The sequence below is a fragment of the Arthrobacter sp. WCS2018Hpa-7 genome, from assembly GCF_031843805.1.
Classification (GTDB): domain Bacteria; phylum Actinomycetota; class Actinomycetes; order Actinomycetales; family Micrococcaceae; genus Arthrobacter.
The window spans coordinates 1-14,714 of record NZ_JAVTJB010000041.1; the positions used below are offsets into that span (position 1 = coordinate 1).

12 protein-coding genes are annotated in these 14,714 nt (G+C 63.9%); 8 read left to right on the forward strand and 4 right to left on the reverse strand.

Translation table 11 applies throughout. From position 1 onward, the window contains the following. The first annotated feature begins 321 nt into the window (after positions 1-321). Both RQH14_RS22865 and RQH14_RS22870 read left to right on the forward strand, forming a co-directional pair. Positions 322-1,257, forward strand: a complete 936-nt coding sequence (locus tag RQH14_RS22865) for a hypothetical protein (protein WP_311215403.1) — start codon at positions 322-324, stop codon at positions 1,255-1,257. 375 nt (positions 1,258-1,632) lie between these two features. Beyond that, positions 1,633-3,198 (forward strand): hypothetical protein, encoded by a 1,566-nt coding sequence (locus RQH14_RS22870; protein WP_311215404.1) that lies wholly within the window; start codon positions 1,633-1,635, stop codon positions 3,196-3,198. Positions 3,199-3,308: 110 nt separating this feature from the next. Here the strand turns inward: RQH14_RS22870 and RQH14_RS22875 are convergent, their stop codons facing one another. After that, complete coding sequence (locus RQH14_RS22875; protein ID WP_311215405.1) at positions 3,309-4,652, reverse strand: 8-oxoguanine deaminase; 1,344 nt, start codon at positions 4,650-4,652, stop codon at positions 3,309-3,311. Positions 4,653-5,075: 423 nt separating this feature from the next. Here RQH14_RS22875 and RQH14_RS22880 point away from each other — a divergent pair, with 423 nt between their 5' ends. From RQH14_RS22880 to RQH14_RS22900, 5 genes are all read left to right on the forward strand, one after another. Beyond that, on the forward strand, positions 5,076-5,570 hold the full coding sequence (locus RQH14_RS22880) for a nucleoside deaminase (protein ID WP_089596165.1): 495 nt from the start codon (positions 5,076-5,078) through the stop codon (positions 5,568-5,570). A gap of 15 nt (positions 5,571-5,585) precedes the next feature. Beyond that, on the forward strand, positions 5,586-7,142 hold the full coding sequence (locus tag RQH14_RS22885) for an NCS2 family permease (RefSeq protein ID WP_396136351.1): 1,557 nt from the start codon (positions 5,586-5,588) through the stop codon (positions 7,140-7,142). A 330-nt stretch (positions 7,143-7,472) separates the two neighbouring features. Next, the gene (locus tag RQH14_RS22890; RefSeq protein WP_311215407.1) at positions 7,473-8,807 is read left to right on the forward strand and encodes an XdhC family protein; all 1,335 of its coding nucleotides are present in this window, start codon (positions 7,473-7,475) and stop codon (positions 8,805-8,807) included. After that, positions 8,798-9,736, forward strand: coding sequence for an FAD binding domain-containing protein (locus tag RQH14_RS22895; protein WP_311215408.1), 939 nt, complete (start codon positions 8,798-8,800; stop codon positions 9,734-9,736). Before RQH14_RS22890 ends, RQH14_RS22895 begins: the two co-directional genes overlap by 10 nt. Beyond that, complete coding sequence (locus tag RQH14_RS22900) at positions 9,726-12,590, forward strand: molybdopterin cofactor-binding domain-containing protein (RefSeq protein ID WP_311215409.1); 2,865 nt, start codon at positions 9,726-9,728, stop codon at positions 12,588-12,590. The genes RQH14_RS22895 and RQH14_RS22900 overlap by 11 nt, the downstream gene beginning before the upstream one ends. A gap of 66 nt (positions 12,591-12,656) precedes the next feature. On the opposite strand, the gene RQH14_RS22905 is transcribed toward RQH14_RS22900, so the two are convergent. Both RQH14_RS22905 and nboR read right to left on the reverse strand, forming a co-directional pair. Further along, positions 12,657-13,124 carry a GNAT family N-acetyltransferase gene (locus tag RQH14_RS22905; protein WP_311215410.1) on the reverse strand — a complete coding sequence of 156 codons (468 nt, stop codon included), beginning with the start codon at positions 13,122-13,124 and terminating at the stop codon, positions 12,657-12,659. 41 nt (positions 13,125-13,165) lie between these two features. Beyond that, complete coding sequence (gene nboR, locus RQH14_RS22910) at positions 13,166-13,804, reverse strand: nicotine blue oxidoreductase (protein WP_311215411.1); 639 nt, start codon at positions 13,802-13,804, stop codon at positions 13,166-13,168. 161 nt (positions 13,805-13,965) lie between these two features. On the opposite strand from nboR, the gene RQH14_RS22915 reads away from it, so the two are divergent. Beyond that, a complete protein-coding gene (locus RQH14_RS22915) occupies positions 13,966-14,157 on the forward strand; it encodes a DUF1508 domain-containing protein (protein ID WP_311215412.1) in 192 nt (63 codons plus the stop codon). Between the two features lie 83 nt (positions 14,158-14,240). Here RQH14_RS22915 and RQH14_RS22920 read toward each other — a convergent pair. Next, on the reverse strand, positions 14,241-14,714 hold a 474-nt coding region (locus tag RQH14_RS22920), incomplete at its 5' end, for a transketolase-like TK C-terminal-containing protein (protein WP_396136350.1).

The following is a 14,714-nucleotide window of genomic DNA, read 5'->3' on the forward strand; positions in this document are numbered from 1 at the left end:
GGCGTCCTGGTTCTTAGGAGATCCCGGTCGGTTCGGAACTCGGGAGTGACTCCGGACAGACGCTGCGCTGCGGAGTAGACGGTAGGAGTCGTCTAGTGCGCAGCTAGCCATCGAAATGGGCTGGGCCTGCCTCGCCCGCTTTTGCGTGCCTTCTGTGTGCTGCACCCACCCGGTTTCGTGTGCCGCGGCCCCCGTTTCGATGCTTCGCTGCGGAGTAGACGGTAGGAGTCGTCTAGTCAGCAGCGACCCATAGATTCGGACTTTTCCACATAGGGCGGTGCACGCCTGTCCCTGGGTCGCGGGCCTGGCGAAGCTTGGCTCATGACTACTACCGCCCCCAAGGAACTCCCACCCGTCATGGATTTGTGGAGGACGGGCGAGCTTAACGAGGCAGGATTCAATGCCCGTGCCATTGCGGCCCTAGTGCGAGGGGGAGTGCTGGTGAGGCTCCGCCGTGGCTGCTACATTCGTGGGCGGACCTGGGCGGCGCAAAAACCTTGGGTCCGAAGCCGACAACTGATCGCCGCGCACGCCCATGGGACACTCACTACGTCAAGCGGGGGCTTGGTCTACAGCCATACTTCCGCTGCTCGCCTCCACCGCCTGTTCCTGTGGGACGTTGACGACCGTGTGCACATCACGCAGAAGAAGACGCCGTCGCCGATTTCGCACGGCCGCGATGTAGTCGCCCATTCCAGAATGCTCGAGGAAGGCGAGGTGGTCTTTGTGGACGGACTACCGTGTACATCGCTGGAGCGGACGGTGGTGGACTGCTGCCTGATGCTTGACTACCGGCAGAGCCTTGTCTTGATGGATCATGCTCTCCGCATTGGTGCGGATGCGACGAGGCTGGCCCAATTGTGCGCAGCGCTGTCAGGCAGAAACGGAGTGCTTTCGCTGCGACGCGCTGTGAAAAATGCCGATGCCCGATCCGAGTCACCGGGCGAGACTCTAAGTCGGGAACTTCTCATGCGACTCCGCATTGAGCCACCAGAACTTCAGGTGGAAGTTCGAACAACCGAGGGTAAGCATCGCTTGGACTTTGCATGGCGCGACAAGAAGTTGGCCTTGGAGTTCGACGGCAGGGTGAAGTACTTCGACTACGCGCCAACGGAAGAGGTCATTTTTCAGGAACGACAACGCGAAAAGGCACTGATGGAGGACGGGTGGACGTTCATTCGCATCAAGATGCGGGACTTGTTCCAGGAGCAGGAGTTCAAGTTTCGCGTGCTGCGGGCTCTCCGCGCAGCCGGATAGATGACTCGCTGCGCAACAGACGACTCCTGCCGCCTAATGCGCAGCGAAGCATCGAAATGGCGAAATGTGATCTGCGTAACAATCGGCAGGGTGCTTAGGGCTTCACGTAAGCTGGGCTGACGGCCACCCTTTTGGGTCTTCAAGGTCGTTGCAGCCCTGACTGACGGGTTGCGCTTGCTCGCTCGATGGCGCCGGACATATGGCCGCACGCGTCGCACCGCAGCATGTCGAGTAAAAATTGACGCTCGTCATCGAGCTATGCCAGGACGTTCACTCTGGCTAAAATCCCTGCCTTGGCAGGAGACAAACGAGCCGGGCGTGGGGATCCGGCGCCGCAGCAGCCGATGTGTGGCTGCTACCCCAAAGGAACATGTCATGAAACTCAAGGTCTCAATGCTTGGGGCGGTGATTGCGTTGGCTCTCGCTGGGTGCACGACGCCAACGCCGACACCGACGACAACCGCAACGGCACCCACGTCGTCGCCTACTGCTAGCACTGCAACCCCGACGGCGACTCCCACTTCTACTCGCACTGCAACCCCGACGGCGACGCCCACCCGCACTGCAACTCCGACGGCGACGCCCACCCCGACGCCGACGTCTACCCGTACTGCAACTGCGACGGCGACGCCGACCCCGACGGCGTCGTCTACCCGTACTGCAACTGCGACGGCGACGCCGACCCCGACGGCGACGTCTACCCGTACTGCAACTGCGACGGCGACCCCGACGCCGACGCCGAGTGCGACCACAGCAACCCCAACCCCAACCCCGGGCACGGGTAGTCTCGCCAACCTGGCACGGGTTCCCTGGGATGGCGGCCCTGGGTATTGGGCAAAGTTCCCCGGCGCAGCGAAGCTCAACAACCCCAACCTGTTCCCTGTCAGCGTCTATTACGGCAAACCTGAGCACGCCACCCAGCTGAAGGACATCGGCGTGAACGTCTACCAGAACGCAGAGCACGACGGCTCCGCGATGGCCTCCATTACGAACACGGGAATGCTGGTCATCGCCGGAACGGAATGGTCCCGCACTGAAGTGGGCAGCAATCCGAATGTGGTGGGCTGGGACACCTATGACGAGTGCGACATGCTGGGGCTCGGCTGCAACGGTTCAACCTATGAGCAGAACCTTCAGCAGATGAAGAACAAGGTGGCCCAGATCCGTGGTTTCAATGACGGCAGGTTTGCGTTCGCCAACTATTCCAAGGGCATCCTGGGCACCTATTGGGCGCCTGGTCTGATGGACGACTTCATGGCCGCCGTTGATGCTGCCTCCGTTGACAATTACATGTATGCCAGGGCGGATCTGCAGGATGAATTGAACCGGACGCCGGCATGGCCGCAGGGTGCTAAGACGGCCACCTCGGCGGCCTATGGCTGGCAGATAGACCAGATGCGGAAGTTCCAGTCGGCGCCGGGTATCCATCCGAATTGGATCTTCGTTGAGTCGGCACGCCCGTTCCTGAATGCCTCCAATGACCGCACCATCACACCGGAGCAGATGGAAGGCGCTATGTGGTCCGGCATCATCCACGAGGCACGCGGGATCAGTATCTTCCAACACAACAACAATGGCCAGGCAGGCTTCGGGACGTATTCACTGGTACAGGCTCCGGCTGACCGGAAGGCAAAGATCAAGACTGCCCTTGCCGGCATCCAGGCCTTGGCACCTATACTCAACACGCAGAGTTATGTGTGGAACGCGGGCGCCACGGGCACGGACACGATGCTCAAAGCGAAGGATGGGAGTGCATATCTCTTCGCTGGGATCGGTGTGAATGGTGCTACCGGCGCCAAGACGTTCACTCTTCCGGCCGGGATTACCGGTACGCAGGTGGAGGTGGTGGGTGAGAACCGCACCATCTCTGTCCAAAACGGAAAATTCACGGACTCATTCGCCAACGAGTACACGCATCACGTCTACAAGGTCACCATCTAGGAAACTTCTCGCCATCGGCAAACGAAGTCGCTGGAAACCAGCGAACTCGCCGGAACGTTCCCTGCGAAGGGGCAGCGTTCCGGCGATTTCGCGCAAGGGGGAAGCCAGAGCTACCCCGCAACCAACTTCCGGGCCGCAGCCGAGTGCTCAGCAATCAGCCCGGCAACGTCCAGCCGTGGAATCGCGCCATCAACAACCCTCCAAACACCGCCCACCATCACCCGGTCGGCACGGTCCGCCCCGCAGAGCAGCAACGCAGCTACGGGGTCGTGGCTGCCGGAGAAGCGCAGTTCGTCGGGCTTGAATAGGGCCAAATCCGCCTGAAGTCCGGGGGCCAGCTGCCCAATATCGGAGCGACCCAGAACTGCAGCCGACCCACGCGTTGCCCAGCCGAGCGCGCGTTCCACGGGAACCGAAGCGCCGTAGCGGAGCCGCTGCAAATACAGTGCCTGCCGGGCTTCGAGGATCATGTTGGAGGCGTCGTTCGACGCCGATCCGTCCACTCCCAGCCCAACCGGGACACCCGCTGCTTCGAGTTCCAGGACCCGCGCGGTTCCGGAGGCCAGGCGCATGTTGGAGGTGGGGCAATGCGCGACGGCGGTGCCCGCGGCTCCCAGCCGCGCAATCTCCTCGTCGTTGAAGTGGATGCCGTGGCCCAGCCAGGTCCGGTTGCCCAACCAGCCCACGGACTCCAGATAGTCCACGGTCCGCAGCCCGAACATGGATTTGCAGAAGTCTTCTTCGTCGATCGTTTCGGCCAAGTGAGTGTGCAGTCGGACATCGAACCGCTCAGCCATGGCCGCAGATTCGGCCATGATTTCCTTGGTCACGGAGAAGGGTGAGCACGGGGCAAGCGCGATCTGCACCACGGCCCCATCGCCGGTTTCGTGGTACTGACGAATCAGCCGCTCGCTGTCCGCAAGGATCGCCTCAGGTGACTGGACCGTGGTCCTGGGCGGCAGCCCGCCGTCGTCCTCTCCCAAGGTCATGGACCCGCGGGTCAAGGTGGCGCGCATTCCCATGGATCGCACGGCTGCCACCTCAATGTCGATGGCGTCTTCCATGCCGTCGGGGAAGAGGTAGTGGTGGTCCGCGGCGGTGGTGCAGCCGGAAAGCAGCAGCTCTGCCAGCGCAACCTGCACGGCAAGTTCAAGGCTGCGGGGGGTCAACCGCGCCCACACGGGGTAGAGATTCTGGAGCCACGGGAACAGGGGAGCGTTGGCCACGGGCCCCCACGCGCGGGTGAGGGTTTGGTAGAAGTGGTGGTGCGTGTTGATGAGGCCGGGCAGAACCACGTGGGAGGAGGCGTCAAAGACGGTGGCGGGAGAAGAAGGCTGCCCGCCCGACGGCACCAGCTCTACGATTTTCCCGTCGGAAACCACCAAGCCGCCACCGGCGTCGAGGTCGTTTGCGGTGAAAATTCCCAGCGGATTCTTGATCCAAAGACGGGTCATAACAGGTTCCTTGTCTGGTCGGCGTGTACGCGTTCCAGCTCAGTTAGGCCCTGTCTGCTGATCCAGGTTGCCGGACCGCCAGAAAGCGGCCCAGTCCGAAAAGCGTAGAATGCTCGACGGCGGCAGTCAACGCCCGCGGGGTGCCTGCGGTCACATTCGGGCACCAGCCCCCGCACCACCCCACCCACTCAGTAATTTCGCATGACGAAATTAAGTTTTCAAAAAACTATGGCGCGGCTCACAAACCTGGTGTTACGCTCTAACTGCCAAAGGCGGGCACCCGGACCTCGGGAAGCTATCTACCAGGCGCAACTTAACCTTCATCGCACATGCTGAAGCCTGGTAACCAAGCTAACTGGAGCTCATCTCTGTAGCGCCCCCAAACAGGTCACCTGGCTTCCTCAGCACTAAGGAAGTCGCAACATGAGTACAACCGTCACGGCCGAGCAATTCCTGGCCACATCCATTGAGCTGGCAACAGCCAATGTCCTTAACAGTGGGGGCCCGTTCGGCGCCGTCATTGTCACCGCGGACGGACGAGCCTTCGAAGGCGTCAACCGCGTCACCGCCACGAATGATCCCACCGCACACGCAGAAGTCACGGCCATCCGTAACGCCTGCCGCGAACTGGGGACCTTCGATCTCAGCGGAGCAACCCTCTACACCAGCTGCGAGCCATGCCCCATGTGCCTGGCCTCCGCACTCTGGGCACGCGTTGACCGTGTGTTCTTTGCCGCAGACCGTCACGACGCCGCATCCGTCGGCTTCGATGACGCTGTCTTCTACGAGTACTTCGAGAACGACAACCGGGACGCGCTGATGCCGGTAGCCAAGCTGGAGTTGGGCGACCCCCAGGCTCCGGCGGCCCTCCAGCCGTTCACCACATGGAACACGCTTGATTCCAGGATTGACTACTAGGGCCCGGTGGCTGACATGACAATCCTGGACAATTCCGCTGAGAAGCAGGCTGCGCTCTTTCCCCAGGGAGACGGCGCAGAGCCCACAGCGGCAAAGCACACGGCAACCGGCCTGGCTGATGGCAACAAGAAGCCCCCGGTGTCGAACTCCTTCCTGGACAAGTTCTTCCAGATCTCCAAGCGTGGATCCACGCTGGCCCGTGAATTCCGCGGCGGCCTGGTCACGTTCTTCACCATGGCGTACATCGTCATCCTGAACCCGCTGATCCTTGGCGGCTTCTCGGCCGAGAACGCTCCCACCGACGTCGCCGGCGGCTGGCTCTCAGCTGCACAGGTCGGCGCTGTTACGGGCCTGACTGCCGGCGTCATGACCATCATTTTCGGTCTCGTCGCCAACCTGCCCTTCGGCCTCGCGGCCGGCTTGGGCATCAACTCCTTCCTGGCCGTCGCGGTCATCCAGGAAGTCACGTGGCCCGAAGCCATGGGACTGGTGGTCATCAATGGCATCCTGATTGTCATCTTCGGTGCCACCGGCGCCCGGACGGCGATCTTCAAGGCAGTCCCCAAGGAGCTGAAGGCCGCCATTACCGTGGGCATCGGCTTGTTCATCGCCTTCATCGGCTTTGTCGACTCCGGCTTTGTCCGTGCCACCACGGGCGGTCCGCCGGTTCAACTCGGCGACAACGGCTCCATCACCTCCATCCCCACCCTTGTCTTCATCATCGGATTGCTGACCATGGGCATCCTCGTGGCACGCAAAATCCAGGGCGGCCTGCTGATCGGCATCGTCGCCACTACCATCCTCGCCGCCGTTGCCGAGGCTGTCTTCCACATCGGTCCCGGCTCAGCTGAGAACCCCGGCGGCTGGCACCTCAACGTCCCCATTCTGTCCAGCCAGTTGGTCTCCGTCCCGGACCTTAGCCTGGTGGGCCAGTTCGATCTCTTCGGTTCCTTCGCCAGGATCGGCGGATTGGCTGCGACCATGTTGGTCTTCACCCTGGTGTTCACCAACTTCTTCGACGCCATGGGTACCATGACGGGCCTGGCCAAGAGCGCTGGCGTGGCACATAAGGACGGGACGTTCCCCAAACTGAAGTCGGCCTTCATTGTTGAAGGCATGGGCGCAGTGGTGGGTGGCGCAACCTCCGGTTCATCCAACACCGTGTACATCGACTCCGCAGCCGGCATCGGCGAAGGCGCCCGTACCGGCCTGGCCTCCGTGGTCACCGGCCTGTTGTTCCTGGGGTCGATGTTCTTCACCCCGCTCACCTCGGTGGTGCCGCTGGAAGTTGCGGCAGCAGCCCTGGTGGTGGTGGGTGCAATGATGATGGCGCAGATTCGCGAGATCAAGTTCACCAAGTTCTCGATCGCCCTCCCTGCGTTCCTGACCATCGTGACCATGCCGCTGACCTACTCGATCGCCAACGGCATCGGCGTCGGATTCATCTCCTTCGCCGTGATCAGCGCGGCATCGGGCAAGGCCAAGAAGGTCCACCCGCTCATGTGGGTGGTCACGGCAGGCTTCATCATCTACTTCGCCCGTGGCCCCATCAACGCCCTGATGGGCGTCTGACCCGGAGCCGCACCCCGCGCCGGCGGACATTCCGGCACTCTGATCGGCGGTCCGTCGGTACCCACCGCACGAATAGGCGTCCGCTGTCGTCGTCCCCTTAATACGGGCACGACGGCGGGCGGCGGCTGGGCGGCCGACGCTCCGTCAAGGAACGGGGGCAGGGAGATGAAGCCCTTGCCCCCGTTCCCATGAACTCTGACTGACTGAACTCTTACTGACTTAGCCGCGACTTCCCCTCAACAACCTCTGGAAATGAGAATATGAGGCAAGATCGCGCACTGCTCCGGCTGGGCCACCCGGCCGGGACACCTGGAAAAAGGACGTGTTGCCATGCTGGATCTGATGCCTTCACTGGGCAGCTGGCGGCCTGCGGTCTCCGGCCAGCGATGTGCTGTGGCCACGATCGTAGGGACCGGCGGCTCCGTGCCACGGCCCATGGGGACCTCCATGATGGTCTCCGAACATGGCGAAATCCTCGGCAGCCTGTCCGGAGGCTGCGTGGAAGGTGCCGTGGTGGAAGCGGCCCTGGAAGCAATGCGCGACGGCGGCCCCCGCCTGGAGTCGTTCGGCTACAGTTCCGAGGACGCCTTCGCAGCAGGGCTCACCTGTGGAGGAGAATTGGAAGTCCACATCCAGCCGCTCGGAGCAGGCGCTCCGGAGCTTTCCGCTTTCACTGAACTTTCGGTTTTCTCCGGACTGGCATCCTTCCAAGGCCAGTCCACCACGGCACACCCTGCCGAAGCACACCCCGCCGAAGCCCCGCCTGCCGTGGCACTGATCCGCAGGCTGGACGCGGCAGGTGGTGTCGTCGTCGTGCATGATCCTGTGAGGTTCCGCGCGATGGAATCGGAGGAACTGGCCAAGCTGGTGGGCGACCATCCCTCCACACTCTTCGCGGCCGCCGCGCAGGTGGAGCCGCTGCTCCAAGGCGGACGTGCCGGCTTGGTCCGGCTCGCCCCGCCGGAGGGCTGCATCGATGGTTGGGTCACCACGGACAGGTGGGCAGCGGAGCACCAGGAAGAGGAAACCCGGCCCGAGCCCATCACTTTGTTCGTCGAAAGCCGCTTGCCGGCCGCGCGGATGCTGATCTTTGGCGCCAACGACTTTGGCGCCGCCTTGCTCCCGGCCGGACAACTCCTCGGTTATAACGTCACCCTCTGCGACGCCAGGCCTGCCTTCGCCCGGCAAAGCCGCTTCGCGGGGGCAGACCAGGTGGTGACCGAGTGGCCGCATCGCTACTTGGAAGCCGAAGCAGCAGCCCGCCGCATCGACAACCGGACGGTGGTGTGCGTCCTGACCCACGATCCCAAGTTTGATATTCCCTTGCTGGAGACCGCCCTCCGCTTCAACCTGGCATACGTCGGGGCGATGGGATCCCGCAGAAGCCATCGGCAACGGGTCGACGCCCTGCTCGAGGCAGGCACGCCGCCGGAGTCCTTGGAACGGCTGCATTCGCCCATCGGACTGAACCTCGGCGCCGTGACCCCCGCGGAAGTTGCGGTATCCATCACGGCGGAAATCGTGGCGGAACGCGGGGCGGCCGCCGCGGAGCGTGGGGCCAGCACGGCCGGCTTCCCCTCCCTCAAGGACAGCACCGGCCCGATTCACCCGGCTCCGATCCACCCAGCACCTCAACACCTCACTCAGGAGGACCCATGGACATGAACACCATCGAGGCCGTGGTCCCCACCACGGACCCGGCACAATGGCGCGACGGCGATGCCTGGCTCGCCGGTGGAACGGTCCTCTTCTCCTACGGAAGCACCGTCCTCAAGCGCCTCCTTGACCTTGGCGAGGCCGGTTGGCCCGCCGTGACAGTGACGGACGAGGGCATCGAACTCGCCGCCACCTGCACCGTTGCCGAGCTGTACGCCTTGCCGCAAACCGCCGAAACAGCCAGCCGTGAATGGCCTGGCTTGGCCCTGATCCGCCCGTGCTGCGATTCGTTCGTGGCCTCGTTCAAGATTTGGAACATGTCCACGGTGGGCGGCAACATTTGCACCGGCCTCCCGGCAGGGCCCATGACATCGTTGTGCGCCGGACTGGACGGCGTCGCCACCATCCTCGGCCCGGACGGCACCAGCCGGAAGATTCCTGTGTCCGACGTCGTGACGGGTGATATGCAGACTGCCCTTGAGCCGGGGGAGTTGCTGCGGAGCATCCACCTCCCCGCCAGCGCCCTTTCCGCGAGGGTTGCTTTCCGGCGTTTGTCACTCAGCAACCTCGGGCGCTCAGGCGTGCTGCTGATCGGGCGGCTCGACCCCGACGGCGGCCTGGTCATCACCGTCACCGCGTCCACCAAAAGGCCCGTACAACTGAGGTTCCCCGCCGGGCAGGTTCCCGACGCCGGGACGTTGGCTGACGCCGTCGGCGATTCCATTCCCTGGCCGCTGTACCACGACGACATCCACGGGCTCCCTGCCTGGCGCCGCGACATGACGTTCAAGCTGGCCGAAGAAATCCGCGCCGAGCTGCTGGGCGAGTCCATGACCGTGTCCGGCGATTTCTGGCCACCACACAACACCTCACCCCAGCCGTCCACGCAGCCCGTACCATCCACCACCCAGCAGAAGGAGGCCCCGAATGGCAATTGAGATCAACGGATCTGCCTCGCAGGCCACACCCCGCCCCGGCCAGTGCCTCCGCACATTCCTCCGCGAAGAGGGCAACTTTGGCGTCAAGAAGGGCTGCGACGGCGGCGACTGCGGAGCCTGCACGGTCCATGTTGACGGCGCTCCCGTCCACAGCTGCATCTACCCGGCAGTCCGTGCCGAGGGCAAAGCAGTCACCACCATCGAGGGCTTGTCCACCGCAGACGGCCTCCACCCTGTGCAGGAGCAGTTCCTGGAAGCCCAGGGGTTCCAGTGCGGTTTCTGCACCGCCGGCATGATGATGACGGCTGCAACGTTCGACGACGAGCAACGCGCCAACCTGCCCCGCAACCTCAAGGGCAACCTGTGCCGCTGCACCGGATATCGCTCCATCGCAGACGCGGTGTGTGGTCACGGCGACAACCAGCACGACGCCGACCACCAGCACGACGCCGGAGCTGACGTTTCGGGGGCGCGTTCAGTTTCGGGGGCGGGTGGGGCGCAGCCACCTGCCGCTGTTCCCACGGCGGGTGTGCCCGCCACTCCCGGTCAACTCGGCGACAACGTTCCCGCACCCGCCGGCCCGGCGATCGTCACTGGAACGGCCCGGTACACCTTGGATGTCCCGGCCGAGCAACTTCAGGGTTTGCTGCACCTGAAACTCCTGCGTTCGCCGCACCCCCACGCGCGGATCGTGTCCATTGACAAGGCTCCGGCGCTGGCTGTCCCCGGCGTCGTGGCGGTGTTTACGCATGAGGACGCACCGCAGCAGCTGTTCTCCACTGCCCAGCATGAGAATTACACCGACGATCCCGACGACACCCGTGTACTGGACAACGTGGTGCGGTTTATCGGACAGCGCGTTGCGGCCGTCGTCGCCGAGTCTGTGGGTGCGGCTGAGGCCGGCGCCCGCGCCTTGGCCGTTCAGTACGAACTGCTGGAACCGGTCTTCACCCCTCAAGAGGCCATCCTCCCCGGTGCCCCGACGATTCACGGGGAGAAGGATGGCGAAGCATCCCGGATCTCGCGCCCCCACCACAACGTGGTGGCCGAGGTCCATGCCGAACTGGGCAGCGTTGCTGATGGCTTCGCTGCTGCCGACTTCATCCACGAGCACACGTACCAAACCCAACGGGTGCAGCACGTGGCCATGGAAACGCACTCGGCCATTGCCTGGCTGGATGAGCAGGGCAGGCTGATCATCCGTTCGTCCACGCAGGTTCCGTTCCTGGTGAAGCGGACCTTGAGCCGGGTATTCAACCTGGCACCGGAGACCATCCGTGTGGTGGCAGGCCGGGTTGGCGGCGGCTTCGGAGGCAAGCAGGAAGTGCTGACCGAGGACCTGGTGGCTCTCGCCGCCCTGACGCTTAAGCGGCCCGTGCAGCTGGAGTTCACTCGCACGGAACAGTTCACGGCAACCACTACGCGCCATCCCTTCACCATTCACCTCAAGGCGGGCGCCAGCCGCGATGGTTCCCTCACTGCGTTGCAGCTGAACGTCCTCACCAACACCGGTGCCTACGGAAACCACGCTCCCGGTGTGATGTTCCACGGCTGCGGAGAATCCTTGGCCGTCTACAAGTGCGTGAACAAGAAAGTGGATGCCCACGCCGTCTACACCAACACCGTCCCCGCGGGTGCTTTCCGGGGGTATGGGCTGAGCCAGATGATCTTCGCGATCGAGTCGGCCATCGATGAGCTGGCTGTCGGCATCGGCATGGATCCGCTCGAGTTCCGGCTCAAGAACATGGTCCGGCCCGGCGATCACATGCTGTCCACCACGCCCGAGCCCGAGGAAGACGTCCACTACGGCAGCTACGGCCTCGACCAGTGTGTGGCCTTGGTCCGGGACGCTTTGGACCGCGGCAAGGAGCGCTACCGGGCCGCTGGCCTGGATGACCTTGGTCCGGACTGGGTAGTGGGGGAAGGCTCTGCCCTGTCCATGATCGACACCGTTCCGCCCCGCGGCCACTTCGCCCACACCCGGGTGAGCCTGGAAGCGAACGGAAGGTTCGCCGTCGACGTCGGTACTGCCGAATTCGGGAACGGCACCACAACGGTGCATGCGCAGCTGGCCGCCACGGCCCTGGCCACCACAGCGTCAAAGGTGGCGGTCCGCCAGTCCGATACAGATCTCCTGGAGCACGACACCGGCGCGTTTGGATCGGCCGGAACCGTGGTGGCCGGCAAAGCGACACTCGGTGCCGCGCTGGAACTGGCCACCCGGATCCAGACGGTGGCCGCCTCGCTGACCGGGGCGGCCCTGACGGATTGCCGGTTGGTGGATGGCGCCGTCGAATGCGGTGATCGCACGGTGACACTGACGGAAATCGTCGACGCCGCCCGGCTGCAAGGCGTTCGACTCGCCACCGACGGCAACTGGGGTGGGACGCCGCGATCGGTCGCGTTCAACGTCCATGGCTTCCGGGTGGCTGTTAATACGGGAACCGGTGAGCTGCGGATCCTGCAAAGTGTCCAGGCCGCCGACGCCGGTGTTGTGGTGAATCCGCGGCAGTGCCGTGGGCAGATCGAGGGTGGCATCGCGCAGGCCCTCGGCGCGGTGCTGTACGAGGAAGTGAAAGTGGACGACGCCGGACGGGTCACCACGGATATCCTGCGGCAGTATCACATTCCGTCGTTCGCGGACGTGCCCCGGAGCGAGGTGTACTTCGCCACCACCAACGACTCCACGGGCCCGCTGGGTGCAAAGTCGATGAGCGAGAGCCCGTTCAACCCCGTGGCGCCGGCACTGGCCAACGCGATCCGCAACGCGACAGGGATCCGTTTCGGCGAGCTGCCCATTGCCCGGGACAAGATCTACCTGGCCCTCCGCGACCGCACCCTGATCCCCAACTAGGTCGCAGTTGAGGTCGTTCCCAGCGCTGGGAACGACCTCAACTGCTACTTACATGGGTGAGCGCCGCTACGTGGGTGAGACGGCCAGCTCCATGAACACACTGTTGGGATCCATGGTGTAGTCCCCGAATGGCGGGCATTCGGTGAAGCCGTGCCGGGCATACAACCGGCGGGCGGGAGCAAAGTAATCCTCGGTTCCCGTTTCCAGGCTCACGCGCTCGAACCCGCGCCCACGGGCTTCGGACACGATGTGCTCCAGCATCAAGGTAGCCACCCCGCGTCCCCGCGCGTTGGCCGTGGTGCGCATGGACTTGATCTCGGCCAGCCCGGCGGAGAGCGTCTTCAAGGCACCGCATCCCAACAAGACCCCGTCCTCGCGGGCAGTCCAGAACGTGATGGACCCGTGCGACAACGCCGAGTGGTCCAGCGCATGCACGCTCTCCGCCGGGGAGGTGGCGAACATATCGGCCAGGTGCTCGCTGAGGAGTTGGTGGACATCGGGGCGTGCGGGATCGTCAAGGTCGATGCGGATCATGCGTCCCAAGTTACCCGGGCCCTTGACCCAGGCACCAATACTTACATCTCCAGCAGGTGCAGTTGGTCCTTTGTGTCCAGATCCTCGCCGGAGCAAAGGTCGCTGCAGTCCACCAGGTCCACGAGGCCCGGATGCGCCTTCAGGAACGATCGCGCACCGGTGTCACCGTGCGCCGCCGCAGCGGCTTCGGCGCGGAGTCCGACGTCGAAAATCACCGGGTGCCTGCGCTTCAGGTGGCCTGACTCATCAGGATAAGCGGCTGCGGTGACCCGGCCGGGACGGTGGCTGCCCAGCAGCCTGCTCACCGCCGTCGGGGTTAAACCGGGCTGGTCCACCAGCGCCACCATGATGCTGTTGCCAGGGGTGGCGGCGTCGATTCCGGCGCGGAAAGAGCCCGCCATGCCTTTGCCCCACTGCTCGTTCTCTACCACCACGTAGGGGCCCAGATCCGTGATGCTTCTGACACGGTCGGCTTCGGCGCCCAGCACCACCACAACCTCGCGGCAGCCGCCGTCGAACAGGGTGTTGGCGAGAACCTCCACCAAAGTCCGGCCGCGGAACGGGAGCAGCGCCTTGGGGCCGCGGCCCAAGCGGGTGCCGGCCCCTGCAGCGAGGAGCACACCCGTGGTGGGGGCCATGCCGGAGTCAGTCATATCCTCACGATACGCGCGGGGTTGCATGCGGTCTCTAGCTCCTTGGGGGCTTTCGAAATGTTCTACCGATATCGGTTGTAAATTACCCATCAGTAGGGCTTTTGGCCGTCTGAAATGGCCGATATCGTCTAGGTGGGAGTTATGAAGTCAGCTCGGAGGCGCAACGACGCGTGAAAGAACAGGGGAAAATGGCTGGCAATTTCGAAATTCTGAAGGCAGGATCCAACTCATTCCGGTTTAGGCTCACCGCCGAGGACGGCACGATTGTGGCAGTGTCGCCACAATTTCCGAACCTGAAGGCCGTAGTGGCCGGCATCAACGCCGTCCGCGAAAACGCGGCAACCGGCTTTGTGGTGGACCGGAGGAACCTGGGGACCTAGGTCCGGGCCCAAGAAACCCGCGAAACACAGTTGGCGGCAGTGTTCTTCACGAACACTGCCGCCAACTGTCGTTTGTGCGGTTGTTAGGCGTCGCCGCCTGCTCCGCCGGTGGTACCGGCGTTCACGTCGAGCAGTTTGTAGCGGTCAATAGCGTACGACGGCGCGCCCTCCTCGACCTCGCCCCTCGCCGCCAGCAGCTGGAGGGTTTTGGCGACGATGGAGTGGGTGTCGTTTTTGAAGTAGCGGCGTGCGGCTTGGCGGGTGTCGGAGAAGCCGAAGCCGTCTGCTCCGAGGGAGGCGAAGTCGTTGGGGATGTATTGGCGGATTTGGTCGGGGACGGCTTTCATGTAGTCGGTTACGGCGATGACGGGTCCGGTGTGGCCTGCGAGTTGTTCTGTGATGAACGGGGTGCGGGCGGGTTGGCCGGGGTTCAGGAAGGCGTGTTCTTCGGCGGCGAGTCCGTCGCGTCGGAGTTCGTTCCAGGAGGTCACGGAGTAGACGGTGGCGGCGACGTTCCAGTCTTCGGCGAGGATGCGTTGGGCTTCGAGGGCCCAGGG

Excerpts from the sequence above, each read along its gene's own strand:
- RQH14_RS22870 (WP_311215404.1), top strand. The coding sequence starts at position 1,633 with ATGAAACTCAAGGTCTCAATGCTTGGGGCGGTGATTGCGTTGGCTCTC.
- RQH14_RS22895 (WP_311215408.1), top strand. The coding sequence starts at position 8,798 with ATGGACATGAACACCATCGAGGCCGTGGTCCCCACCACGGACCCGGCA.
- RQH14_RS22915 (WP_311215412.1), top strand. The coding sequence starts at position 13,966 with ATGGCTGGCAATTTCGAAATTCTGAAGGCAGGATCCAACTCATTCCGG.
- RQH14_RS22900 (WP_311215409.1), top strand. The coding sequence starts at position 9,726 with ATGGCAATTGAGATCAACGGATCTGCCTCGCAGGCCACACCCCGCCCC.
- RQH14_RS22875 (WP_311215405.1), bottom strand. The coding sequence starts at position 4,652 with ATGACCCGTCTTTGGATCAAGAATCCGCTGGGAATTTTCACCGCAAAC.
- nboR (WP_311215411.1), bottom strand. The coding sequence starts at position 13,804 with ATGCAACCCCGCGCGTATCGTGAGGATATGACTGACTCCGGCATGGCC.
- RQH14_RS22890 (WP_311215407.1), top strand. The coding sequence starts at position 7,473 with ATGCTGGATCTGATGCCTTCACTGGGCAGCTGGCGGCCTGCGGTCTCC.
- RQH14_RS22865 (WP_311215403.1), top strand. The coding sequence starts at position 322 with ATGACTACTACCGCCCCCAAGGAACTCCCACCCGTCATGGATTTGTGG.
- RQH14_RS22885 (WP_396136351.1), top strand. The coding sequence starts at position 5,586 with ATGACAATCCTGGACAATTCCGCTGAGAAGCAGGCTGCGCTCTTTCCC.
- RQH14_RS22905 (WP_311215410.1), bottom strand. The coding sequence starts at position 13,124 with ATGATCCGCATCGACCTTGACGATCCCGCACGCCCCGATGTCCACCAA.
- RQH14_RS22880 (WP_089596165.1), top strand. The coding sequence starts at position 5,076 with ATGAGTACAACCGTCACGGCCGAGCAATTCCTGGCCACATCCATTGAG.